We start from the raw sequence: 22279 nt of genomic DNA on the forward strand, positions 1-22279 counted from the left end.
CATTTTCAGGAGTAAAAAAACCAAATTCAAATCACAACTCCTGAAATCCTCAAACTAAACAAAGAAACTAACCTTATTTTGAGTTCTTTCATTCTAATATTTAGTATAATCTCTTGTGTTTTTATAATAGTGAATCCGAGAAAAATAAATTACTAAAAAAATAAAGGCTACTGAATTGATATATCAGTAGCCTTATATTTTCAAGAAGTAGATATTAACCTCTCAACCAATTAATAAAAGTCTGGTAACCAACTCCTATTTCTCTAGCAAATGCTGCTTTGGTCTTCTTCCCCGCTGCTTCTACCTTTTTCCATTCTTCAATGATTTTACTTTTCTCAGAATCAGAGAAAGATCTTCTCTTAGAACCTTTTGATACTACATTTCCTGTAACAAGAGAAATTAGCTCATTCAATTCATTTAGAAATCTTCCATCATTCAAATGAAGACCAGCAGCCTCCAGTTTCTTTATAACTTGATCCTTTGGGTTTACAGGAGTAACTGCGATGCCTTTGGATGCAGCCTCATGCAAATCGATCTTACTTCCATCAGAAGTAACATAAATAAAACCATCACCTTTCTTTAGATCAGCAATTGCTTCTTTAATTAAATCTCTCATTTTCCTATTATTTAAGGGGTTTTGTAAAAATCGATAGCAATATAAATATATATTATCTGTTTCCCTAGAAAAACAATCTATAAAAACATCATGAGTTTATAATTTAAGATAAGAATCAATTTAAAGAGTAATTCTTCACCCAATTTTGAATAAGATTAATAGGAAAATCCATTTTAAGAATAGCATTGAAATAAATCTTTTCTAACGCAGCGTTGAAAAAAGAACTTTCAAATAAACTTAGATCGGTTTTTCTTTGAATTTGTTCAACTAATGATTCGAAATCATTAAATTCTTCCACGTAGTCTATATTTTCTTTCTTCTCAAATTCATATTGCGGTTCAAATTGGAAAATCTCCTGAGAGGATGTCAAATAAAAGTATTTGTATTTTTCTAAATCCTTTTGACAATATATAATAATAGATTGATCACTACTTTTAAGGTGAGCTATTTCTTCAAGCCCCTCATTTAATTTGATATCCTCAGACAATGAATCTACCATTTCTAAAATAAATTTTTTCCATGTATGTTGAAGTTCCTCAGGAATCTCTTCAGTTATATTTTCACTCTCGTTCAAAAGGTTAATTTCAATGGACACACTGGCTTTTGCAGCTAGACTAAGTAGATCAAACCAATGACTATCAGGAAAGTTAGAACTAGGCCAATAACAAACCAAAGTCTTATTTTCGATTACAAATTCATCAAAGAGTTTACCATAAACATGATTTAAAGTATCTACACTATTTTCATAATTAGTCCAATCTATCTCAGAGAACAAAGATACTGGATCAAAATACAGATATTCTTTACTCAAAAATTGAAATCCGTCTAATGTCAAATTCATTGAATTGGATCTCTGTCCGGTAAGGATAATTTTTCTTCTGATTCTTTTCATAGTATAATTTGTTTAAGAATTCCACTTTTTGGGAAGAACATAAAATCTTAATGCTCAAACCGACAATTAAAAGTAGATCATTCCTATTCATTTCAAAAACTTTTGACACTAAGTGTCAATAAATAGATTTAACAGAACTGATCACTGCTTTCAAAAATGTAAATGCAACTTTTTGAAAAAGGGTCATTACTCAGGAATTTTCCCTAATTTTGTATCCCATAAGAAACCAAACAATTTCACCACTCGCCCTTCTTATGGCTTCCAACACGAAATACATCTTTATTACCGGAGGAGTGACATCCTCGCTAGGAAAAGGCATTATTGCCGCTTCACTTGGCAAACTGCTTCAATCCAGAGGCTTTAGTGTCACCATCCAAAAATTTGACCCCTATCTGAATATTGATCCGGGAACTTTGAATCCATACGAACATGGGGAATGCTATGTCACTGATGATGGAGCCGAGACGGATCTTGACCTGGGACATTACGAGCGATTCCTAAATATCCCTACCTCTCAAAACAACAACATCACTACGGGTAGAATCTATAATAATGTCATTACAAAAGAGCGAAAAGGCGACTATTTGGGAAAAACTGTTCAAGTGATCCCACACATTACAGATGAGATTAAGTCCAATTTTTATAAACTGGGTGAAGAGGGAAAATACGATGTAGTAATCACTGAAATCGGCGGATGTGTGGGAGACATTGAATCCCTACCATTTATTGAAGCGGTGAGACAGGCAAAATGGGATCTTTCTCCCAATGATTTCTTGGTCATCCATCTGACTTTGATACCTTTTCTAAAAGCAGCAAAAGAACTTAAAACCAAACCGACCCAGCATTCTGTTAAGCAATTGCTGGAAGCTGGTATTCAACCGGACATCCTAGTTTGTAGGACTGAATATCACTTACCCCCGGATGTGAAAAAGAAATTAGCGCTTTTCTGTAACGTTCAATTAAATAGTGTCATCGAAGCAATGGACGCAGAGTCTATCTACGATGTACCACTGCTAATGAAGAAAGAAAAACTTGATGAGAGAGTGATGTCCAAGTTGAAGCTTTCTTCAAAAACGAATGCTAATCTGGACAATTGGAAAGATTTCTTGGGCAAATTAAAAAACCCAACCCAGGCTGTAAACATTGGTTTGGTAGGAAAATATGTATCACTTCCAGATTCATATAAATCAATTATTGAAGCATTCACTCATGCCGGAGCATCCATCGAATGTGAGGTCAACTTGAAGTTGATTTCTTCAGAAGAAATCAACTCTGATAATTTCAAAAGCAAACTCAAAGATTTGGATGGAATCGTTGTAGCTCCAGGGTTTGGAGAAAGAGGCTTTGAAGGCAAAATAGAAACTGTACGCTTTGCGCGAGAAAACAAAATTCCATTTTTGGGAATTTGTCTTGGCATGCAGGTAGCCGTGATCGAATTTAGCCGAAATGTGCTTGGTCTGGAAAATGCAAATAGCACTGAAATGGACCCAAATACTCCATATCCAGTGATCGCATTGATGGAAGAACAAAAGAAAGTGGATCAAATGGGTGGAACAATGCGATTAGGTTCGTATGCTTGCGACCTGAAAAAATCTAGCAAAGCTTATGCAGCTTATGGAAAAACTAAAATCCAAGAGCGACACCGCCACAGATATGAATTCAACAACTCCTTTTTGGAGCAAATCGAAAGCAAAGGCATGATAGCCTCCGGAAAAAATCCGGAAACAGGATTAGTTGAAATAGTCGAGCTGAAAAACCATCCTTGGTTTGTTGGTGTTCAGTTTCATCCAGAATACAAAAGTACCGTTTTAAATCCGCAGCCATTGTTTGTGAAATTCATCCAAGCTGCTATAGATAATAAATTAAAATAATTTACCCTCCTGAGTTGATTCAGGAATTACGATTAACAATATGGACAAAAATCAAGCAACAGGTTTGATTCTTTTCGCTGCAGTAATTTTGATCTACTCTATCTTTTTTGCGAGTGGACCGGAAATTCCCGAAGGAGAAACTGTAGCAATCACTCAAACAGAAGCCATAGATCCTGCAAGCAGTATTGCTTCGCCGGATATTGCACAAGCTATCGAAAATGACAGCATTTTAAGTCAATCTCGAATCATTACATATGGAGTCCTTGCGGCTATGACAATGGGTACTGAAGAAGATGTTCTTCTGGAGAACGATCTTATCCAAGTCAAAATTTCAAGTAAGGGAGCCAATGTCAAAGAAGTCATTCTGAAAGAGTACAAGAGCTGGGATATGAATCCGCTGGATTTGATCAGCGAGAAAAGTTCACAGATGAACTTTATGATTGACACAAAATCAGGCCAAATCAATCTTAATGATCTTTATTTCAATAGCTCAATTGAGAGCACAGTGGATGAAGAGGGAGTAAAAACACAAACCTTGACATTTTCGGCAGCAACAGAAAGTGGCCAGTTGACTCATAAGTTTATCCTAAAAGACGGCACCTATGAACTGAAGAAGACTTTTGAAATAGACCGTTATTCAGGGGTTTTTACAGGCAATTCAATTTCTTTTTCTTGGGATTATCAAATTAAGGCGCAGGAAAGCAATTTGGCTGAGTCAAAGCGTCAATCAAGATTAAACTATTACACTGCCTCAGGCTCATTTGATAATTTAGGTGCTGGCGATGATTTAGAGGAGGAGACAATTGAAGAACCAGTGAAATGGATCTCCTTTAGTCAACGGTTTTTCTCAGCAGCAATTATCTCTGACAGTACATTTCAATCTGTAAAGATTACTCAGTCCACTCCAACAGACAGCACTATTGTACGAAATATGAGCGCGGCCTTCAATATTCCATTGGTAGATGGAAAAGCTGGCTTCACCTTTTATTTCGGTCCCGACAAATACAAAGTCCTGAAAAAAGTTACTCCAGGATTTGAGGACAATGTGGACATGGGATACTTCTTTGTCAGCTGGGTGAATAAGTACATTATTGTAAACCTGTTTGCTTTCCTTGAAAAGTTTTTCAGCAATTATGGTGTAATCATTATCATTATCGTCTTTCTGATCAAATTAGCCTTGTTTCCATTGACTTATAAGTCATATATAGGAATGGCTAAGATGAGAGTAATCAAACCGGAAATCGATGAACTGAAGGAGAAGTATGGTGATGATGCTACCAAAATGCAACAGGAGCAGATGAAGCTATTTTCCCAACTCGGGGTTAGTCCGATTTCGGGTTGCTTGCCATTGGTACTTCAAATGCCATTTTTGTTTGCGATGTTCTTCTTTTTCCCAAATGCAATCGAGCTTCGCCAAGAATCTTTCCTTTGGGCATCTGATTTATCAACGTATGACACTTTCCTAAAACTCCCATTCACAATCCCTTTTTACGGATCTCATGTGAGTTTATTTACACTCTTGATGACTGTGTCTCAGATCGTGTATACTCATTTCAACAATCAGTTGACAACTGCCACTGGACCAATGAAAAACTTGGGATACATTATGCCAGTGATGTTCATGTTTATTCTTAACTCCTACCCTGCTGGTTTGAGTTTCTATTACTTTGTATCCAACATGGTGACTTTTGGTCAGCAAGCACTAATCAAACTATTTGTGGATGATGCGAAAATCAGAGCAAAAGTGGATGAAAGCAAAGTGAAAAATGTGAATAAAAAGAAGTCAAAATTCCAACAAAAACTGGAAGATGCGATGAAAGCTGCAGATTCTAATCGGAAAAAATAAAATTAAAGAGCCTTAAATAAGGCTCTTTTTTTATCCTTTTCTTGGTAAAACATTCCAATTTTCGGATGATTTCTGATAAAGCTCAGTTATTTATCAAATCTATAGTTCAGGATAGAAGAGTTTCTGAGTACACATAAAAAATGTTAACCTAAATACCCAAAAAAGAATAAAAATTCTTTGATAATCAGTACGCTAGACAAATATCACCCGTTTAGTCAGTACCAGAGTCATTAAGAGCAAGCCTTAAAAAAACATCAAAATCCAACAGAAAAGAGCCGATTTTGATTAATATTGACATTCAAAATCTCCTTTCAAACCAACATGGGAAAAATCATTGCAATTGCTAATCAAAAAGGCGGAGTAGGTAAAACTACCACAGCGATGAATTTGGCAGCTAGTCTGGCTGTTTTGGAATACAAAACTCTAATTATCGACGCTGACCCTCAAGCTAATACCACTTCAGGTCTGGGACAAGACCCAAAGGCTGTTAATACCAGCATTTACGAATGTATGGTAGATGGTATCGACGTCAGTGAAATTATAGTTTCTACAGGAATCGCAAATCTTGATCTGGTGCCATCTCATATTGATCTAGTAGGTGCAGAAGTCGAGATGATTAACATGGAAAATCGGGAGGAGAAAATGAAAAAAGTAATTTCAGGACTAACTGATGTCTATGATTTTATTATCATTGATTGCTCTCCTTCACTTGGCCTAATCACAATCAATGCCTTAACGGCTGCTCATTCTGTCATTATTCCCGTACAATGCGAATATTTCGCCTTGGAAGGATTGGGGAAATTATTAAATACGATCAAGATTATTCAGACTCGCCTCAACCCTGATCTCGAAATTGAAGGTATTTTGTTGACTATGTATGACATGCGCCTGAGACTTTCAAATCAGGTAGTGGAAGAAGTGAGAGTTCACTTTAAAAAAATGGTTTTCGAAACCATCATCCCAAGAAATGTGAGATTAAGTGAAGCTCCGAGTTTTGGATTGCCAGCTATCGCATTTGATGCAGATGGTAAAGGCGCAATTGCATATATGAATTTGGCTGCTGAGATAGCTCAGCGCAACGGCCTTACTACAGTGACTAATTAATCATGGCAGATCAAAAACCCATAAAGAAAAAAAGTGCATTAGGAAGAGGATTAGGTGCTTTGCTAGAAGATAGTCCTGCAAAACATAAATCTGAAGACCTCCTTCCTGAAGTAGTCAAAACGGGAATATTTGAAATCCCAGTTACTCAGATTCAAGTCAACCCTTATCAGCCTAGAGTCTATTTTGACAAGGAGGCTTTGCTTGAACTCTCAGAATCCATCAAAGTTCAAGGGATAATCCAGCCAATAACTGTTCGGAAACTTGATACAGATGAGTATCAACTTATCTCAGGAGAGCGTAGATTTCAAGCATCAAAGTTGGCAGGATTGACAGAAATTCCTGCTTACGTACGTACTGCCAATGATCAGCAGATGCTGGAAATGGCGCTAATTGAAAATATTCAAAGAGAAAATCTAAATGCACTGGAGATAGCGCAATCTTACCAGAGACTTCTCGCCGAATGTGATCTTAAGCAAGAAGAGCTTGGTGACCGTGTTGGAAAAAACCGAACTACTGTCAACAATTACCTTAGATTACTAAAACTCCCTCCCACAATCCAGGCAGCTATCCGCGATCAAAGACTTTCAATGGGGCATGCCCGAGCTTTGATCAATATTGAAAACGTAGACAAGCAACTGGCTATATTCAACAAAGCTCTTGAAGAAGAATTAAGTGTGAGAAAAGTAGAGGCTTTGGTGAAAGCACTAAGCGAAGGCGGATCCGAAAAGAAAGAAAAAGTAGAGTTGGATCCTGTTAAAAAATACGAAATCAACAAACTTCAACAGAAACTTGCTTCACATTTTGGAACAAAAGTGGCTTTGAAAACGAATTCTAAGAATAAGGGTGAGATCAAAATCCCTTTCACTTCAACTTCTGACCTGAACAGAATTTTAGAAATTCTCGATCTTATTTAAACTTGAACTTACCCAAACCAAATAATAGCTACCATTTTGCAAAGCTACCATTGGTTGCCTTTATATTCTTGTTTTTACTTACATCACAATTTTCCTTCGGTCAAGAAGTAACCAGCAGGCCCAAACCTGTAAAGAAAGTAAAACCGGATTACTCCAATCTCCCAAAAAATCCAAGAAAGGCAACCATGCTTTCAGCAATCCTTCCTGGAGCAGGACAGGTTTACAATGAAAAGGCTTGGAAAGTACCAATCATTTATGCTGGCTTGATCACGGATGTATATTTTATCGGGTATAATAACACCAGGTATCAGGTTTTCAAAGAAGCATTAATTGCTTCTGACAATGGAGAGCCAACAGATTTCCCAAATCTAAATCGGGACGGACTGGTTCGAAATGTAGATTATTGGAGGGGAAATCGAGACCTTTGCTATATACTTTTGGGAGCGATCTATGCACTCAATCTAATTGATGCAAACGTTGACGCACACCTTTCAGGGTTTGATATATCAGATGATTTGGCATTAAAGATTGATCCTAAACTCGAGAGTTTCTCAGCTAATAATAATTCCGTTGGCTTTTCTATCAAATTGAAATTTTAAATAATGAAAATTCTTTTACTCGGCTATGGAAAAATGGGGCAACTAATCGGTGCAATCGCCGAATCAAGAGGCCATCAAATTGTCGGAAAAATAAATATTGATAATACTGCAGATTTAGAAAAATTAGATTCTTCACTTGTTGATGTAGCTATTGAATTTAGTCAACCAGAAGCTGCTGTCACCAACATTAAATGGTCTTTAGAAAAAGGAATCCCAATTGTATCTGGAACTACTGGATGGCTCGATCAAAAAGCTGAATTGGATAACCTGACTGAGTCTAAAAATGGCACATTCTTTTATGCCTCAAATTACAGCATAGGAGTCAATATCTTCTTTAAAGTAAATCAGTTTCTGGCTAAACTGATGAATGAAACTTCTGGATATCAAGCTGCTATTGAAGAGATCCACCACACAGCCAAAAAAGATGCTCCTTCAGGCACAGCTATCACACTTGCGGAAGGCATCCTTGGTAACATTGATTCTTTGAATACCTGGCAATTAGCTGATCAGATAAGTGTAAATGAACATTCACTTCCAATTATATCCAAAAGGATAGACCCTGCGCCTGGAACGCACATCATTAGTTATACTTCCACGATAGACACCATTGAGATCAAACATACCGCTCATAGCAGAGAAGGTTTTGCACTTGGTGCAATTTTAGTTGCTGAGTGGATTCAAGATAAGAAAGGGGTACTTTCTATGGATGATTTTCTATCTTTCTGAACATTTAACCTAATATGAGTAAATCTAAAGCAAAAAAATCACCGGCAAGAGAATGGGTAGACGCCCTTGTATTTGCTGTAGTAGCTGCCAGTTTAATCAGATGGCTACTTCTAGAACCCTTTACAATCCCTACAGCCTCAATGGAAAAATCCCTTCTAGTGGGAGATTTTCTATTTGTAAGTAAAATGCATTACGGAACTAGGATCCCTAAAACTCCTCTTCAAGTACCATTGACTCACCAAAAAATTTGGGGTACTGAGATCCCTTCCTATAGTGATGCAATTCAACTTCCCTATTATAGACTTCCTGGATTTTCAGATGTTGAAAGAAATGATGTAGTAGTATTCAACTATCCAACAGAATTCCAATACCCGACCGACCTCAAGACTAACTATATCAAAAGAGCAGTGGGTACTCCTGGTGATATAATTGAAATAAAGTTAAGTGAATTGATTGTTAATGGAGAGGTAGGATTCAAACCAGAAGAGATGCAGTTCTCCTATGATGTAATTACCAATAGACCTTTAAACGCAGAGTTCTTCAAAGAATACGGTATAAATCAGGATAGCTTCGGGACTTTTAGTAATGGAGCTGGATACTTGGTATTTGCAACAGAGGAAATAATTAAAAGACTCGAATCCTCTCCTGTGGTTACTTCTGTGACCAAAAGAATTCAATCTGCAGGGGCCGGGGAGACAGGGATATTCCCTGATGGTAATATGGTTGGCTGGAATAGAGATAATTACGGCCCACTTAAAATTCCCGCGAAAGGCTGGACAATTGAAATGACTCAAGAGAATGTAGTAAAATATGGCTTTGCAATTGAGAAATATGAAGGCTTGGAAAATGTGGAATTGAGAGAAGGCCAACTTTTAATCGATGGCAAAAAAGTGGACAGCTATACCTTTACTCAAGATTATTATTTCATGATGGGTGACAATCGGCACGATTCCTATGATTCAAGATATTGGGGATTTGTACCAGAAGATCACATTGTGGGCAAAGCATGGTTTCTCTGGCTCTCACTTGATAAAGATGAGTCCATGTTCAGTAAAATTCGATGGAGTAGATTCTTTAAAGGAATAGAATAAGAAAGAACGCCTCGGGAATGATATTCTTGAGGCGTTCTTTCTTACCAATTTATTGGTTCTTTACCTTGGGCGATTAGATAGTCATTCGTTTTGGAAAAATGCTTACACCCAAAAAATCCTCGATGCGAACTAAGGGGGCTTGGGTGAGGTGCTTTCAGAATCAAATGTTTTGATTGGTCGATCAAATCAACTTTTTTCTGTGCGTATGCTCCCCAAAGCAAAAAAACAACATGCTCCTTTCTTACACTGATCAGTCTAATCACCTCATCAGTAAACTCCTCCCAGCCCTTTTTCTGATGGGATCCTGCTTCATGAGCTCTCACTGTCAAAGTTGCATTAAGCAAGAATACACCTTGATCAGCCCATCGAGTCAAATCTCCATTTGGAGGCATGGGAATCCCTAAGTCTGTTTTGATCTCTTTAAAAATATTCAGAAGACTCGGTGGAAAAGGAGTCCCTGGTCTCACAGAGAAAGATAAACCATGTGCTTGATTCGGACCATGATAAGGATCCTGTCCAAGAATCACCACTTTCACCTTATCTAGAGGACAATGCTCAAAGGCATTGAATATATCTTTTCCTTGAGGAAAAACTTTTCCTTGTCTGAACTCGTCTTTCACAAAGGAAACTAATCCTTTAAAAAATTCTTGTTCAAAAACGGAACTTAGAGCATCTTTCCAGGAGGGTTCAATTTGTACTTCCATGTATAATTATTGAATTTCTAATTTGGAATTGTATCTTTACAGTCTTTCAACCTACAATCATAATGGTCACAGCAGTAACAGACGGAGTCAAAGTCAGTGTAGAGGTAACCTATCAGGCAGAATTTTCTAGTCCTCATCAACATCATTATGTATTTACTTACAAGGTAAACATTGAAAACAAAAGCAACCAGACTATTCAACTTTTAAGAAGAAAGTGGGAGATTTTTGATGCTGCGGAAACCCCAAAAATCGTTGAAGGCAATGGTGTTGTGGGCCAACAACCTATTTTAGAACCCGGAGAGTCGCATAGTTATGTGTCTGGCTGTAACCTCAAATCAGGCTTAGGGAAAATGAGAGGTTCATATTTTATGGAGCGGCTGATGGATGGAAAGTCTATCGAAGTAAAGGTTCCAGAATTCCAGATGATTGCTAATATTTTCCACAATTGATTTGAACGAAAAGGTCTATTCCTTTCTCGCGTACCTTTCTTATTGGCTGAAAAAAGAAGATAAATACGCACTTCAATCCCCGTTATTATACAACCACTACAAGGAATTATTCAAATTTATTGAAGAAAGAAAAAATACTGATCTTGAAATCGAAGAATTCAGAAATCAGCTTCTTCAAAGTCAAACGTTAATTCCAGTACTTGACCTAGGCGCAGGTTCAAAAAAAGTCAACACTCCTATTCGGGAAGTAGCGAAAATCACCAAATACAGTACAAGTAACCGAAAATTTGCACAACTCCTGCAGTACTTTTGCACTCAAACAAACGGGGAAATTGTCATTGAATTAGGAACCTGTGTAGGAATCACTACTCGATATCTTAATAAAGTGACAAAAACCAAACTTTTAACATTTGAAGCTTCCGATGAATTAATAAAGGTAGCAAAGGGTGATTCCAAACTATCCAAAGTCAAATTCGTGGCGGGTGATATTAATTTCACATTGCCTGAAGAGCTAAGCGAGATTAAGAAAATTGATTTTGCTTTTATTGATGCCAACCATACTTACGAAGGCACAATGAAGTCTTTTAAAGAATTGATTTCAAAAACAAGTCCAGAATCAATCATTGCGATTGGAGATATTCATTGGTCAAAAGGCATGGAAAAGGCTTGGAAAGAAATCCAAGAATTTCCCGAGGTAAAATTGAGCTTAGATTTTTATGAAATAGGAGTTTTATTCTTTCAATTCCCAGGCGAAAAAACTCATCTAATCTTAGACTTTTGAGTTTTCCAGGATAATAAATAGCTCAGAACCTAACCTTTCAGGAATAGAATTATAACAAGGCGAAAAAGTTTTGATCTCAAAAAACGGATCAAAATAACTGAGGTACTCCACCTTATCCCCTCCAAAAGGAGGTCCTTCAAAATCGAATTTCCTATCAAACAGCACTCCAACAAGTTTTCCTCCGGGCTTGAGGAGGCTTTTCATTTTGGAAACATAATCAGGTCTAAGTTCTGGATCCAAGGCACAAAAGAAAGTTTGTTCAATAATTAAATCGTATTGACCTTGATGCTCAAAAAAATCAGTCAGAAAAATTTGATTATCAGGAAATTCAGGATTTTTAGCTTTAAATCTTTGAATAGGCTCTGAAGAGAAATCTAGCAAATGCACATTTTGGAAGCCATTTTCGTAAGCATATTCTACTTCATATGCATTTCCTGCCCCAGGGATCAAGATCTTAACATCCTTATTTTCAAATTGGTCTAAATATTGCAATATGGGTGGAGATGGAAACCCAATATCCCAACCGGTCTTACCTAATTTGTACCTGTCGGTCCAGTAGTTTTCATCTAAAAACATCATAATCCCTATAAATTAATTCAGTTATGAATTCAGAATTTGAAAAAAATTCGGCTCAAAAGAAAGGACAAGGTAAGAACATTATTATTATTGTTTTGGTCTTGCTAGTCATCATTAGTGGAATCAAGCTATACACTGACTACGTAGATCGTACAAAAAAGACAGAAGAAATCTTAATCCTTTCCACAGAGAATAACGATCTAAACAAAAGATTAGACTCCGTTACTTATCAGTTAGACCTCAGAATCCAAGAGATTGAAAAGCTCGGAGGAGACATCAAAGCTCTAGAGGAAGTAAAGAATCAATTAGTTGCAGAACGTAACTCATCCCGTCAGAGAAGCGCATCTGAGATAGCTACACTAAATGCTAAAATCAATTCATACAATGGAATGATCGCCGAAAAAGATCAGGAAATCCTTGAACTACGTGCTATGAATCAGCAGCTTTACTCTGAAAATCAAGATTTGAAAACAACTCAAGCCGAGATTGAAGAAGAAGTGGCACAATTGAATATTCAAAGAGAGAATCTACAGGCAAAAGTCAATGTGGCCTCCATGCTGAAGGCTGAAAACATATCGATTTCAGCAGTAAATTCAAAAGGAAAAGAGCGAGTGGAAACCACAAAAGACTTTAAGAACCGACAAATCGAACGAATAAAGGTAAGCTTCAATCTAGCTGACAATAAGGTAGCTGAAAAAGGCCCGAGAAATATTTACGTACAGGTTTTAGCACCTAATTCACAACCTATTTTTGATGTAGCTAAGGGTTCTGGAACATTTATGATGAATGGCAATGAGCAATTCTACACTGTTAAGCAAGATGTGATCTTTGACAATTCCGGTAATGAACTAGTATTCTACTATGAAAAAGGGTCTGATTATGTATCTGGACCACATGAAGTCAGGATTTTTGTAGACAATTATCAAGTTGGCTCGAAGAGTTTCACTGTAAAATAAACGAAAGCCTCCTACGGGAGGTTTTTTTTTACTTTTACCTCGCGTTTCATTTGGATAATGATTTGGAAAACAGCTGATATTCCACTACTTTTGCGGTCTGTTTATTCAAATTCCTTAAACACATTACAAAATGTTCCAAAGAAATTATGAGACGGTATTCATTTTAACTCCCGTTTTGTCTGATGTTCAGATGAAGGATACTGTCGACAAGTTTGTAAACTTGTTAAAAGAAGAGGGGGCAGATGTCATTAATGTGGAAAATTGGGGTCTCAAGAAGATGGCTTATGCTATCGACAAGAAGACTACTGGTTTCTATGTGATGGTTGAGTTCAAGGCCGATCCAACGATCATCCGTAAATTCGAATTAGAATTTAGAAGAGATGAAAAAGTGATGAGATTCTTGACTACTGTTTTGGACAAACATTCAATTGTTTACGCCGAAAGAAGAAGAAAAGGAGAGTTTAACAAAAAAGTTGAAGCTAAGGAGGAAGCTGCCAAATGACACTAGTAAACGAGCCAATCAATAGAGGCGAAATCAGAAAAAAGTATTGCCGATTCAAGAAGCACGGCATCAAGTACATTGACTACAAGGATCCTAATTTCTTGTTGAAGTTTGTTAATGAGCAAGGTAAAATCCTTCCAAGAAGACTTACAGGTAACTCTGCAAAGTTCCAAAGAAAAGTGGCTCAGGCCATCAAAAAAGCAAGACATTTGGCTTTGTTGCCATTCGTAACCGATGGGTTGAAATAATTTCTTGTATCGTCCAACATTAAAGAACATTACAAATGGAAATCATTCTAAAGACAGACATCAAAGGTCTTGGCTATAAAAATGACTTGGTTGATGTAAAGCCAGGTTACGGAAGAAACTACCTTATCCCCCAGGGATTTGCAGTTTTAGCAACAGGTTCGAACAAAAAGATTCTTGCTGAAAACATCAAGCAAGCTGCTCATAAAGCTGAAAAAATCAAGACAGAAGCTGAAAACATCGCTGCTAAAGTGGAAGCGATCACTTTGGAGATCAAAGCAAAAATTGGTGAATCAGGTAAAATTTTCGGAAAAGTAACTACACTTCAAATCGCTGACGCGTTAGCTACTCACGGAATCGAAATTGATCGTAAAAAAATCTCTATCAACACTCCTGTAGACGGAGCTGGTGAATTTACTGCAGAAGTTGACCTTCATAGAGAAGTGAAAACTCAAGCTAAATTCTTGGTGGTAGCAGAATAATACTGATCCACATCCCATAAAAAAACCCCGAATAATCGGGGTTTTTTTTATGTCTTAAGCTTTTTGATACTTAGCTCAAAGCCTTTTCAAAGCTTTCAATCAATTTTTTTGATACAGATTTGCTGTTTTTCTCTCTAGCTTCTTTAAAAAGCGCAATAGCCTCTTCTCCTTTTTGAATTACTCCAATAGGATTTTGATCATTTTGGAAGCTCACCCAGCACCAAGATAATTCTGCAGCTAAAGTTTCTCCACCTTTTACTTTCTCTAACTTCTGAACTACTTCAGGAACTGTTTTTTCTAATTTTTCGATTTGCATAGTTTTTTAAGGTTTGGTAGTTTTCTTGATGAATTATGACCAAAACTGAATAAATATTTTTGTTTTTACAATTTTTAGCATCAATAATTATCACAATCATAATTTTCAATCGATTGCATAAGTCAAAAAAAATGATCTTTTTGAAACTTTCCCATTTCAAAAGAAATTATCCAGCATTTTTTTCCCCCTGATCTAAAGGCATTTATTGAAAAAATGGAAAAACTTTAATTCTTGGTTTGGAAAAAAACAGCTAAGATTCTACCTTTGTCACACTTTAAAGAACCCTACCAGGTTTCAGGAGTCAAACTGGTCTATGGTGTAACTGGCAACACGTCTGATTTTGGTTCAGAAGAGTCTAGGTTCGAGCCCTAGTAGACCAACAGAAAAGCCCCGATTCGAAAGATTCGGGGCTTTTTTTATTAGTTCGACTCTATTTCAGATTAATAAAATAGTGAAGGGATCACTTTCCGGCTATTTCAAAATTCGAAGCCTATAAGCATTCATTGCATTTTTCCCTAAGTGTTCTGTCAATCTGTAATTAGCTATCGCTCCCACTCCTGCTCCGATTATTGGGACGAGCTGAGCCAGCTTAGCCAAATCAATATAATCTCTATAATCCAGCTGAAAAGTCCTCCAATCGAAAGCACCCAAATCTTCTGGCAGATCATGGCGGTAACTCTCCCAATTTTCCAATAATCCAATTAAGTCATTTCTCCTACTTTGGGTTGAAAAACTGATTTGAAAAATATACAGTAGAAATAGACGCTCTTGGTAATTCTTGGTATCAAAGCCGTAAAGCGCTGCAATGTCAAAAAGCATTTTCATTTTGATAGTTAGAAAAGCAGGAAAATCCGCAAAACCAAGCAGAATTCCTCCTGCTCCTGTGACCGCTCCTTCAACTGAGGCGGTATTCCTATACCATTTAATTCTATTTCTTACTTTGAACTCTCGCTGCTTTAATGATAGACTTTCGTGAGGCTTAGGAACAATCCAACTTGAACCCGAAATAACCGCTTTCACCATATTTTCAATAGCCGTGGTTATTGCCAGATGCACTTTTTCAGGAATCCAGTCATTAATTTTACTTTGAATCCCATGAGTAATCCGACCTGTGAAACTAGGAGGCTTTTTCATTTGATATAGCCATAGTCCTAGTTCTGCATGCGCATAATTTGTATAATTATCCATTTCCTGTTTGAAAAACTTAAATTGGAATTTCAGGTTACTCTATCATTCCACATACCAAATCTAAACAATATGATTAAGCCTATTTATTTACTCATTCTTCTGTTAGGGGGTTTTCTTTTCCCAAATGAAAAACAAAAAAATATAGATCCTTTTACGAACATCACCATCTGTCATTCCGATGACATGGCTCAGTTTGTAAATTCTCCTGGGTTTGCATCTTTTCACCCTGCTCCTTTAGAAATTGAATTTTCAGGGAATGGAGAAATGACCACTTATCCTACAGCAGATGGAAAAACCGCCAGTGGCTATTTGATCAAATCAAACGGACCATCAGATAAATGGCTCTTTGTATACCAAGAATGGTGGGGGCTAAACGATCATATTAAATCTAAAGCTGATGAATTCTATCATGATCTGGAAGGAAAAGTTAATGTAATCGCTCTTGACATGTACGATGGACAAGTCACATCCAATCCTCAGGAAGCCGGTAAACTAATGCAGGGCGCAAATGAAGATCGACTTACAGCTATCGTGAAAGGAGCACAAGCACTAGCTGGATCCAATGCTAAAATCGCTAATGTAGGCTGGTGCTTCGGTGGTGCTTGGTCACTTCGTTCTGCTTTAATCACTGCCGAACAAAATATAGGATCAGTAATGTACTATGGTATGCCTGTAAGAGATTTGGAGCAACTCAAAAAATTGAATTCGGATGTTTTGGGTCTTTTTGCGACGGAGCAATATATCTCTGAAGAAATCATCAAGGATTTTGCTTCAAAGATGGATGAGGCAGGCAAAAAGTTGACCTATAAAATCTTCCCAGCTGTTCATGGATTTTCAAACCCAAGCAACCCTAAGTATGATGCAGAAGCAAGCGCTGAAGCATACGAAATGGCAATCACCTATCTAAGAGGGAAATTTCAAGTTTAAATTATATCCTCTACAAACTAATACAAGAAAAGCTATCAATTGGAATTGATAGCTTTTCTTGTTTAATGAAAATTAAGATTACTTGTATAAGCCGTTGAAAAGCATTTTAAACGTACCATGAGATTGAGCTCGGAACGTGATCTCAGGTCCAAAAGCATAGAATTTACCTTTTCCTATTTCTGCTTCAAACGCTGTTACCCCGTTTTTCAAATAGGATTGCCCCCAAGCCCATCCACTTTTCAATGGCGCTTCCTCACCAAACCAAGCAATTGGCTTCACTCCCTGATTGGTCGCATTTGGCGAAAGGGTGAATACTGGACTTCGATTGAACATGATATAGGCTTTATCTCCCATGCCATAGTTTATTGGAACTGAATTATCGACATGCATTTCCAGCACAGATCCTGGGATATAATATTTCTCTCCACTCAATGGCCTACTTACACCCTTCTCATTCAATTCTACCAATGCATCATTTACAGGTAAGCCTAAATGAAAAGCTAGATCTGTAGCCGAACCTACTGTGATAATTTCTCCGCCTTTTTCCAAGAAGGATTTCAACTGTGGTACAGACTCCGCTTTGGTAAAACTTGCCAGCATGTGATGATATTTGGAGTCGACCTCTTCAGGCTTAGGAAGTGATCTTCCATAGCGGCCTTGGTTCGGACCTGGAATACCTGGACCAATGAACAGTATGACATCATATTTATCATTCAGTCCACCTTCATTGATCTCCTTGGCGAAAAGCAGTTGGTAATCAAAATGAAACTGCTCCATCATCCAGCGTACCCATCCAGATGGCATTGAACCTCCATAATAGTCATAAAGTGCAATTCTTGAAGGCTTAATCTCTTTGGCACCCTTTGGCATTGCTGCTACCGGCTCTGGATAAACCCCATACTCAGTTGCTGCTTTACTCAAAAGTGCTTTCCCACCTGAAATATAAAAAGACCCCGCCGGCATCCCGTTGGAGGCTGTAGTTGTTCTATAGACTTTCACTTTGGCTTTTAATAAGTCATTCACAGCCATAAAACTGTTATTATTCCTTGCATCTAAAAGATACCCAGATCCATTGGCAAGAGCTTTGGAAGGAGGAGTTTGAAGCTCTCCGTATGGTAAAGCTTTAAAAGGGCCTGAGAAATCCTCATAGATCCTATCAATCTCAGAACCCATTTGAAAAGCCAGCGTCCAACCAGCAGCATCATATGGCCGAATTGGAGGGCCTCCTGGATAGAGAAAGTCGTTTGGATGATCTTGTGGCTCAAACATGTCAATCACGTGAGGTCGAAAAGCCTGTGCTGTTTTGACGATGTAGGAATTGGCAGGGTATGATTTTCCATTGACTTTAAAATCACTAGTAGCCTGATGAACTTGGATTCCAGACTTAATCAATGCATTTAAAAATTTGATTGCAGTAGGGAAATCAGGCTGATCTGCAGAAAGTATATACCCTCTTGGATCTCTTCTTGAAGGATCTTTATAGATTGAATCATAAAATTGAGTGGGAACTCCAGATCTGAAACCAAAATATGCCTCTTCCTCATCATCCTCTTTTTTTGCTTTTTGAGCCTTGGCATAAGCAGCTTCTATTGCCTGGGAATTTTTTGGATACATGGTCCATGTATCTGTGTTTCCTCGGTCAATAGATCTTCTTCCCATGATATAGATATTACGAAGCAAATCATCGCCACTCCTAACTGCATGATTTAAAATCGCATAGTTCAAAGAAACTGAGTAATCGATCGAAGTTTTAAAATGCCAATCCCTTGGAGTAATTGGGAAAGGATTTGCATTGTTAGGAATTAATCTGTCTGGAACTAGAGGGACACTGGAAGGAGTCGGGTTTCCAATAATCTCTGTCAAGATTCCTATTTGGTTGTGATAATAAGGTGTGGTTCTTAATCCACCGTTCCACCAAGTAGAAAAGACTGAGCCTCCCAGTCTTGTATAGCCAGGACGATCTTCCTGGTGAAGACGATTAATCATTGCAGCACCTACTGCATCCAAACTAGTGATGATCAAGGGATCAAATACATGATTAAACGGATCACGATAAGGAGGTCCGGCAACTACAGTACCAGCAGGTCCAGATTGGTGGTGATTATAGATAATCTGAGGGATCCACTCAATGTATTGCTGACGGGACATATTCTCAGCTTCACTCATATTGTTCATGTAGAAATCACGATTGTTATCATGACCCACATATTTCTGATAAAGAATAGGAATATTCTGGTCACGCTTGGTCGGATCTTCTTTTCGCATGTACCAATCGGACATGATTTCCATTCCGTCAGGATTAGCATGAACCAAAAGAATGATCACCTCATCCAAAATCTTCATGGTCTCAGCATCATTCCTAGATGCCAATTCATAAAGTGTTTGGATTAATTGATGAGGACCTACTACTTCATTTGCATGAAGCCCCCCGTCAATCCAAACGACAGGTTTCCCCTCGATAATCAGCTGCTCGGCTTCCTCACGGCTCATTTCGGCTCGAGCTAGTTTCTGAGAAATCTCTTTATAGCGGTCAAGCTTCGCAAAGTTTGAAGGAGCAGTTACGATCATCATTGGTTGCTCACGACCATATTCGGTCTTTCCAATACTGCTAAGTCGAACCCGGTCGCTAGCATCTGCTACTTTTTTAAAATAAGCCTCAGTCTGAGTAAAATTAGCGAGCATATAATCATCGCCAATATCAAATCCAAAATGGGATTTTGGTGTTGGAATATTCTGCGCGGATAGATTTGCAACGCAAAAGAGCAGCAGAACAAAGAATGTAAAACGTATTCTCATAAGGGTATAATTTGGTTCGAAATAGGACCTAATTCCTAAAATAGCATGAAAAACTAAGGGGAAGTGGAAGTATTCTCTGTTTATGTCAAAAAATTACAGGATCGGGAATTTTAAGCATTGAAGTCTAGAAATGGTTTAACACATCCCAGATACTTTTGAAGTATTTTCATATGTTTTCTGCCTTAACCAAAAAATAGAGAGAAGAAACTTTTGAATGTCTTCATAGGATTTAGCCTTCCTAAAAAGGAATTGTTACTTTTGCCTAACCAAGCTAAATTTCTTTCAAAAAAACTACTCAGCTATGTCCGAGGTCAAAATCTTTGCCGGAACAAACAGTCAAAAATTAGGAGAAAAAATCGCTAAAAGTTATGGGAAGAGGTTGGGAGAGCTCACCCTTTCTAAATTCAGCGATGGGGAACTGTCTCCAAGTTTTGACGAATCTATTAGAGGCTGTACCGTCTTCTTAGTGCAAAGCACCACACCTCCAAGTGACAATCTGTTAGAGCTTTGCCTCATGATTGATGCGGCTAAGCGTGCAAGTGCATATAAAGTTTGCGCAGTGATCCCCTACTTCGGATATGCTCGTCAAGACCGAAAGGATAGACCTCGTGTGTCTATTGCAGCTAAGCTAATTGCTAATATGCTCACTTCTGCAGGAGCAGATCGAATCATGACTTGTGACCTTCATGCCGGACAAATTCAAGGTTTTTTCGACATACCTTTGGATCATTTGAATGGATCAGCTATTTTTGTGCCCTATTTGAACTCACTGCGGTTGGAAAATATGATTTTCGCAGCACCAGATGTGGGAGGAGTAGCCAGAGCAAGGGCCTACGCCAAGCATTTTGAGGTAGAAATGGTAGTCTGTGATAAGCATAGAAAAAGAGCCAATGAGATTGCATCCATGCAGGTTATTGGTGATGTAGAAGGAAAAGATGTGATTCTCGTAGATGATTTGGTAGATACAGCAGGCACGCTCTGCAAAGCTGCTGAAATCCTCATTGAGAAAGGAGCAACTTCAGTAAGAGCTATTGCTACACATGGAGTCCTTTCTGGAAAGGCTTACGAAAATATTGAAAATTCGAAATTGTTAGAACTTGTTATTACAGACACGATTTCGATGAAGCAGTCATCTTCAAAGATCAGAGCGCTGACTGTAGCTGAATTGTTTGGAAAAGCGATTCATGCAGTGACAGGAAACACTTCAATCAGTTCCTTATTTATTTAAAGAGAACCAATTTTAAAATACACATATATGAAAACACTAGAGGTTATAGGGTTTAAAAGAGCAAATCTCGACAGTGCAAGTCTAACTGAGCTAAGAGAAGCTGGCAATGTTCCTTGCGTCGTTTACGGACCAGGTATTCCAGAGCAGATTCATTTCTACTCTCCGATCATTTTGTTCAGAGACTTAATTTACACTCCTGAAGTTCACTTAGTTGAGTTGAACATCGAAGGAAAAATCATCAAAGCGATCTTGAAAGATGCACAGTTTCACCCAGTTAGTGAAATGATCCTTCATGCTGATTTTGTTGCTTATTCTGAAGAAAAGCCAATTAAATTTGAAATTCCTGTTAAAATCGTAGGAAACTCCCCAGGTATTGCCAAAGGTGGTAAGTTGGAATTAAAAACCAGAGTTCTTAAAGTTAAGGGTCTTGCAAATTCACTTCCTGATTTCGTTGAGGTGAATATTTCTTCGCTTGACTTAGGTAAATCTTTCAAAGTTGAAGATCTATCTGTAGAAGGTTTTGAAATCTTGACTAGTCCAAACGTTTCTATCGTGACTATTGGAATTCCAAGAGCACTTAGAGGTAAGAAGGTTGGCGAAGAAGCATAATCTTTTCTATAAATTAATTCTAAATCCTGCCCTTTTAGGCAGGATTTTTTATTTTCATGGCATTTTAGAATCGAAAAATGAAATACTTAATTATAGGATTGGGGAATATTGGTCCTGAGTATGAGCTCACAAGACACAATATTGGCTTTTTGACTTTAGATAGATTAGCTGAAAAAGAATCATGTACTTGGACTAGCGATCGCCTTGCATTCAAAACAGAATTCAAACATAAAGGCAGATCTATTCATTTGATCAAGCCCACGACCTACATGAACCTAAGTGGAAAGGCAGTAAATTATTGGATGAAAACCCTTCAAATCCAGAAAGAAAATATTCTGGTGGTGGTGGATGATGTGGCTATTCCTTTCGAAAAGCTAAGAATGAAACCTAAAGGAAGTGCTGCCGGTCATAATGGGCTAAAAAACATTGAAGAACTTACTGGTGGTCAAAATTACCCCCGTCTCCGAATGGGAATTGGAGATAATTTTCCAAAAGGGAGGCAAGTAGACTTTGTTTTGGGCAGATTTACCCAAAGCGAGTTTGATGCCTTGCCAGCCATGATGGACAAGGCCATTGAAATGATTCTAGCCTTTTGTACCATTGGTATTGAGCGGACAATGAATCAATTCAACGATTGATTGATCCAAATTTTGGATTTCCAGTTATTCGGCATTTATTTGTACTCACTTCAGGAAACTGATTTATAAAGAAGAGGCGAGAGATTAGGCTCTATGACCCTCTGGCAACCATTCGATATTTCGAAAAGGTGCCAAATCCTACCCGATCCGGGAATGATAAATTGGCTTACATCTTTAATCCCATTTTTTATTCTTGATTCTCATCGGGTAAGATTTCTTAGAA

At 37.8% G+C, this 22279-nt stretch carries 24 protein-coding genes, 1 tRNA gene and 1 riboswitch; of the genes, 18 read left to right on the plus strand and 7 right to left on the minus strand.

The features are described from left to right. Positions 1-214: 214 nt before the first annotated feature. Entirely contained in the window at positions 215-616 is a 402-nt protein-coding gene (locus BVC88_RS04985; protein WP_075349560.1) for a hypothetical protein, read from the minus strand. Between the two features lie 115 nt (positions 617-731). Beyond that, on the minus strand, positions 732-1508 hold the full coding sequence (locus BVC88_RS04990) for a hypothetical protein (RefSeq protein ID WP_075349561.1): 777 nt from the start codon (positions 1506-1508) through the stop codon (positions 732-734). A gap of 254 nt (positions 1509-1762) precedes the next feature. Here BVC88_RS04990 and BVC88_RS04995 point away from each other — a divergent pair, with 254 nt between their 5' ends. From BVC88_RS04995 to lepB, 7 genes are all read left to right on the plus strand, one after another. Then, complete coding sequence (locus tag BVC88_RS04995; protein WP_075349562.1) at positions 1763-3379, plus strand: CTP synthase; 1617 nt, start codon at positions 1763-1765, stop codon at positions 3377-3379. 40 nt (positions 3380-3419) lie between these two features. Next, the gene (yidC, locus tag BVC88_RS05000) at positions 3420-5225 is read left to right on the plus strand and encodes a membrane protein insertase YidC (protein WP_075349563.1); all 1806 of its coding nucleotides are present in this window, start codon (positions 3420-3422) and stop codon (positions 5223-5225) included. Positions 5226-5546: 321 nt separating this feature from the next. After that, the gene (locus BVC88_RS05005; RefSeq protein WP_075349564.1) at positions 5547-6329 is read left to right on the plus strand and encodes a ParA family protein; all 783 of its coding nucleotides are present in this window, start codon (positions 5547-5549) and stop codon (positions 6327-6329) included. A 2-nt stretch (positions 6330-6331) separates the two neighbouring features. Next, a complete protein-coding gene (locus BVC88_RS05010; RefSeq protein ID WP_075349565.1) occupies positions 6332-7243 on the plus strand; it encodes a ParB/RepB/Spo0J family partition protein in 912 nt (303 codons plus the stop codon). A 2-nt stretch (positions 7244-7245) separates the two neighbouring features. Beyond that, on the plus strand, positions 7246-7842 hold the full coding sequence (locus tag BVC88_RS05015) for a DUF5683 domain-containing protein (protein WP_245803597.1): 597 nt from the start codon (positions 7246-7248) through the stop codon (positions 7840-7842). A gap of 3 nt (positions 7843-7845) precedes the next feature. After that, complete coding sequence (gene dapB / locus BVC88_RS05020; protein ID WP_075349566.1) at positions 7846-8568, plus strand: 4-hydroxy-tetrahydrodipicolinate reductase; 723 nt, start codon at positions 7846-7848, stop codon at positions 8566-8568. 14 nt (positions 8569-8582) lie between these two features. Beyond that, on the plus strand, positions 8583-9659 hold the full coding sequence (gene lepB / locus BVC88_RS05025; protein ID WP_075349567.1) for a signal peptidase I: 1077 nt from the start codon (positions 8583-8585) through the stop codon (positions 9657-9659). Between the two features lie 41 nt (positions 9660-9700). On the opposite strand, the gene ung is transcribed toward lepB, so the two are convergent. Further along, positions 9701-10363, minus strand: a complete 663-nt coding sequence (gene ung / locus BVC88_RS05030; RefSeq protein ID WP_075349568.1) for a uracil-DNA glycosylase — start codon at positions 10361-10363, stop codon at positions 9701-9703. Between the two features lie 62 nt (positions 10364-10425). Between ung and apaG the strand changes: the two genes are divergently transcribed. Together apaG and BVC88_RS05040 are read left to right on the plus strand one after the other, a co-directional pair. Further along, positions 10426-10812: a Co2+/Mg2+ efflux protein ApaG gene (gene apaG, locus BVC88_RS05035; RefSeq protein ID WP_075349569.1), complete on the plus strand. Its 387-nt coding sequence runs from the start codon at positions 10426-10428 to the stop codon at positions 10810-10812. Continuing rightward, on the plus strand, positions 10790-11593 hold the full coding sequence (locus BVC88_RS05040; protein ID WP_245803598.1) for an O-methyltransferase: 804 nt from the start codon (positions 10790-10792) through the stop codon (positions 11591-11593). The genes apaG and BVC88_RS05040 overlap by 23 nt, the downstream gene beginning before the upstream one ends. Here the strand turns inward: BVC88_RS05040 and BVC88_RS05045 are convergent. Further along, the gene (locus BVC88_RS05045; RefSeq protein WP_075349571.1) at positions 11582-12172 is read right to left on the minus strand and encodes a methyltransferase; all 591 of its coding nucleotides are present in this window, start codon (positions 12170-12172) and stop codon (positions 11582-11584) included. The genes BVC88_RS05040 and BVC88_RS05045 overlap by 12 nt on opposite strands. A 23-nt stretch (positions 12173-12195) precedes the next feature. On the opposite strand from BVC88_RS05045, the gene BVC88_RS05050 reads away from it, so the two are divergent. From BVC88_RS05050 to rplI, 4 genes are all read left to right on the plus strand, one after another. Next, complete coding sequence (locus BVC88_RS05050; RefSeq protein ID WP_075349572.1) at positions 12196-13125, plus strand: coiled-coil domain-containing protein; 930 nt, start codon at positions 12196-12198, stop codon at positions 13123-13125. Positions 13126-13255: 130 nt separating this feature from the next. Continuing rightward, on the plus strand, positions 13256-13627 hold the full coding sequence (rpsF, locus tag BVC88_RS05055; protein WP_075349573.1) for a 30S ribosomal protein S6: 372 nt from the start codon (positions 13256-13258) through the stop codon (positions 13625-13627). Continuing rightward, positions 13624-13875, plus strand: a complete 252-nt coding sequence (gene rpsR / locus BVC88_RS05060) for a 30S ribosomal protein S18 (protein ID WP_057937597.1) — start codon at positions 13624-13626, stop codon at positions 13873-13875. Before rpsF ends, rpsR begins: the two co-directional genes overlap by 4 nt. A 35-nt stretch (positions 13876-13910) precedes the next feature. Next, a complete protein-coding gene (rplI, locus tag BVC88_RS05065) occupies positions 13911-14354 on the plus strand; it encodes a 50S ribosomal protein L9 (RefSeq protein WP_075349574.1) in 444 nt (147 codons plus the stop codon). Between the two features lie 70 nt (positions 14355-14424). Here the strand turns inward: rplI and BVC88_RS05070 are convergent, their stop codons facing one another. Continuing rightward, a complete protein-coding gene (locus tag BVC88_RS05070; RefSeq protein WP_075349575.1) occupies positions 14425-14670 on the minus strand; it encodes a hypothetical protein in 246 nt (81 codons plus the stop codon). A gap of 307 nt (positions 14671-14977) precedes the next feature. On the opposite strand from BVC88_RS05070, the gene BVC88_RS05080 reads away from it, so the two are divergent. Further along, a tRNA-Gln gene (locus BVC88_RS05080) sits at positions 14978-15050 on the plus strand. A gap of 91 nt (positions 15051-15141) precedes the next feature. On the opposite strand, the gene BVC88_RS05085 is transcribed toward BVC88_RS05080, so the two are convergent. Continuing rightward, on the minus strand, positions 15142-15858 hold the full coding sequence (locus tag BVC88_RS05085) for an EcsC family protein (RefSeq protein ID WP_075349577.1): 717 nt from the start codon (positions 15856-15858) through the stop codon (positions 15142-15144). A gap of 69 nt (positions 15859-15927) precedes the next feature. On the opposite strand from BVC88_RS05085, the gene BVC88_RS05090 reads away from it, so the two are divergent. After that, on the plus strand, positions 15928-16785 hold the full coding sequence (locus BVC88_RS05090) for a dienelactone hydrolase family protein (protein ID WP_075349889.1): 858 nt from the start codon (positions 15928-15930) through the stop codon (positions 16783-16785). Positions 16786-16863: 78 nt separating this feature from the next. On the opposite strand, the gene BVC88_RS05095 is transcribed toward BVC88_RS05090, so the two are convergent. Further along, complete coding sequence (locus BVC88_RS05095) at positions 16864-19581, minus strand: M14 family metallopeptidase (RefSeq protein ID WP_075349578.1); 2718 nt, start codon at positions 19579-19581, stop codon at positions 16864-16866. A gap of 301 nt (positions 19582-19882) precedes the next feature. Between BVC88_RS05095 and BVC88_RS05100 the strand changes: the two genes are divergently transcribed. The 3 genes from BVC88_RS05100 to pth all read left to right on the plus strand — a co-directional run bounded on the left by BVC88_RS05100 (position 19883) and on the right by pth (position 22056). Further along, the gene (locus BVC88_RS05100) at positions 19883-20809 is read left to right on the plus strand and encodes a ribose-phosphate pyrophosphokinase (RefSeq protein ID WP_075349579.1); all 927 of its coding nucleotides are present in this window, start codon (positions 19883-19885) and stop codon (positions 20807-20809) included. Between the two features lie 27 nt (positions 20810-20836). Next, positions 20837-21418, plus strand: coding sequence for a 50S ribosomal protein L25/general stress protein Ctc (locus BVC88_RS05105; RefSeq protein WP_075349580.1), 582 nt, complete (start codon positions 20837-20839; stop codon positions 21416-21418). A gap of 77 nt (positions 21419-21495) precedes the next feature. Further along, positions 21496-22056, plus strand: coding sequence for an aminoacyl-tRNA hydrolase (gene pth / locus BVC88_RS05110; RefSeq protein ID WP_075349581.1), 561 nt, complete (start codon positions 21496-21498; stop codon positions 22054-22056). A 60-nt stretch (positions 22057-22116) separates the two neighbouring features. Then, a riboswitch (SAM riboswitch) is annotated at positions 22117-22219 on the plus strand. The last annotated feature ends 60 nt before the right edge of the window (positions 22220-22279 follow it).

Source organism: Algoriphagus marinus (assembly GCF_001936475.1).
GTDB classification, from domain to species: domain Bacteria; phylum Bacteroidota; class Bacteroidia; order Cytophagales; family Cyclobacteriaceae; genus Algoriphagus; species Algoriphagus marinus.

What these genes read in the sequence shown, in the direction of transcription:
- BVC88_RS04985 (WP_075349560.1), bottom strand. Translation starts at nt 616, where the DNA reads ATGAGAGATTTAATTAAAGAAGCAATTGCTGATCTAAAGAAAGGTGAT.
- BVC88_RS04990 (WP_075349561.1), bottom strand. Translation starts at nt 1,508, where the DNA reads ATGAAAAGAATCAGAAGAAAAATTATCCTTACCGGACAGAGATCCAAT.
- BVC88_RS04995 (WP_075349562.1), top strand. Translation starts at nt 1,763, where the DNA reads ATGGCTTCCAACACGAAATACATCTTTATTACCGGAGGAGTGACATCC.
- yidC (WP_075349563.1), top strand. Translation starts at nt 3,420, where the DNA reads ATGGACAAAAATCAAGCAACAGGTTTGATTCTTTTCGCTGCAGTAATT.
- BVC88_RS05005 (WP_075349564.1), top strand. Translation starts at nt 5,547, where the DNA reads ATGGGAAAAATCATTGCAATTGCTAATCAAAAAGGCGGAGTAGGTAAA.
- BVC88_RS05010 (WP_075349565.1), top strand. Translation starts at nt 6,332, where the DNA reads ATGGCAGATCAAAAACCCATAAAGAAAAAAAGTGCATTAGGAAGAGGA.
- dapB (WP_075349566.1), top strand. Translation starts at nt 7,846, where the DNA reads ATGAAAATTCTTTTACTCGGCTATGGAAAAATGGGGCAACTAATCGGT.
- lepB (WP_075349567.1), top strand. Translation starts at nt 8,583, where the DNA reads ATGAGTAAATCTAAAGCAAAAAAATCACCGGCAAGAGAATGGGTAGAC.
- ung (WP_075349568.1), bottom strand. Translation starts at nt 10,363, where the DNA reads ATGGAAGTACAAATTGAACCCTCCTGGAAAGATGCTCTAAGTTCCGTT.
- apaG (WP_075349569.1), top strand. Translation starts at nt 10,426, where the DNA reads ATGGTCACAGCAGTAACAGACGGAGTCAAAGTCAGTGTAGAGGTAACC.
- BVC88_RS05045 (WP_075349571.1), bottom strand. Translation starts at nt 12,172, where the DNA reads ATGATGTTTTTAGATGAAAACTACTGGACCGACAGGTACAAATTAGGT.
- BVC88_RS05050 (WP_075349572.1), top strand. Translation starts at nt 12,196, where the DNA reads ATGAATTCAGAATTTGAAAAAAATTCGGCTCAAAAGAAAGGACAAGGT.
- rpsF (WP_075349573.1), top strand. Translation starts at nt 13,256, where the DNA reads ATGTTCCAAAGAAATTATGAGACGGTATTCATTTTAACTCCCGTTTTG.
- rpsR (WP_057937597.1), top strand. Translation starts at nt 13,624, where the DNA reads ATGACACTAGTAAACGAGCCAATCAATAGAGGCGAAATCAGAAAAAAG.
- rplI (WP_075349574.1), top strand. Translation starts at nt 13,911, where the DNA reads ATGGAAATCATTCTAAAGACAGACATCAAAGGTCTTGGCTATAAAAAT.
- BVC88_RS05070 (WP_075349575.1), bottom strand. Translation starts at nt 14,670, where the DNA reads ATGCAAATCGAAAAATTAGAAAAAACAGTTCCTGAAGTAGTTCAGAAG.
- BVC88_RS05085 (WP_075349577.1), bottom strand. Translation starts at nt 15,858, where the DNA reads ATGGATAATTATACAAATTATGCGCATGCAGAACTAGGACTATGGCTA.
- BVC88_RS05090 (WP_075349889.1), top strand. Translation starts at nt 15,928, where the DNA reads ATGATTAAGCCTATTTATTTACTCATTCTTCTGTTAGGGGGTTTTCTT.
- BVC88_RS05095 (WP_075349578.1), bottom strand. Translation starts at nt 19,581, where the DNA reads ATGAGAATACGTTTTACATTCTTTGTTCTGCTGCTCTTTTGCGTTGCA.
- BVC88_RS05100 (WP_075349579.1), top strand. Translation starts at nt 19,883, where the DNA reads ATGTCCGAGGTCAAAATCTTTGCCGGAACAAACAGTCAAAAATTAGGA.
- BVC88_RS05105 (WP_075349580.1), top strand. Translation starts at nt 20,837, where the DNA reads ATGAAAACACTAGAGGTTATAGGGTTTAAAAGAGCAAATCTCGACAGT.
- pth (WP_075349581.1), top strand. Translation starts at nt 21,496, where the DNA reads ATGAAATACTTAATTATAGGATTGGGGAATATTGGTCCTGAGTATGAG.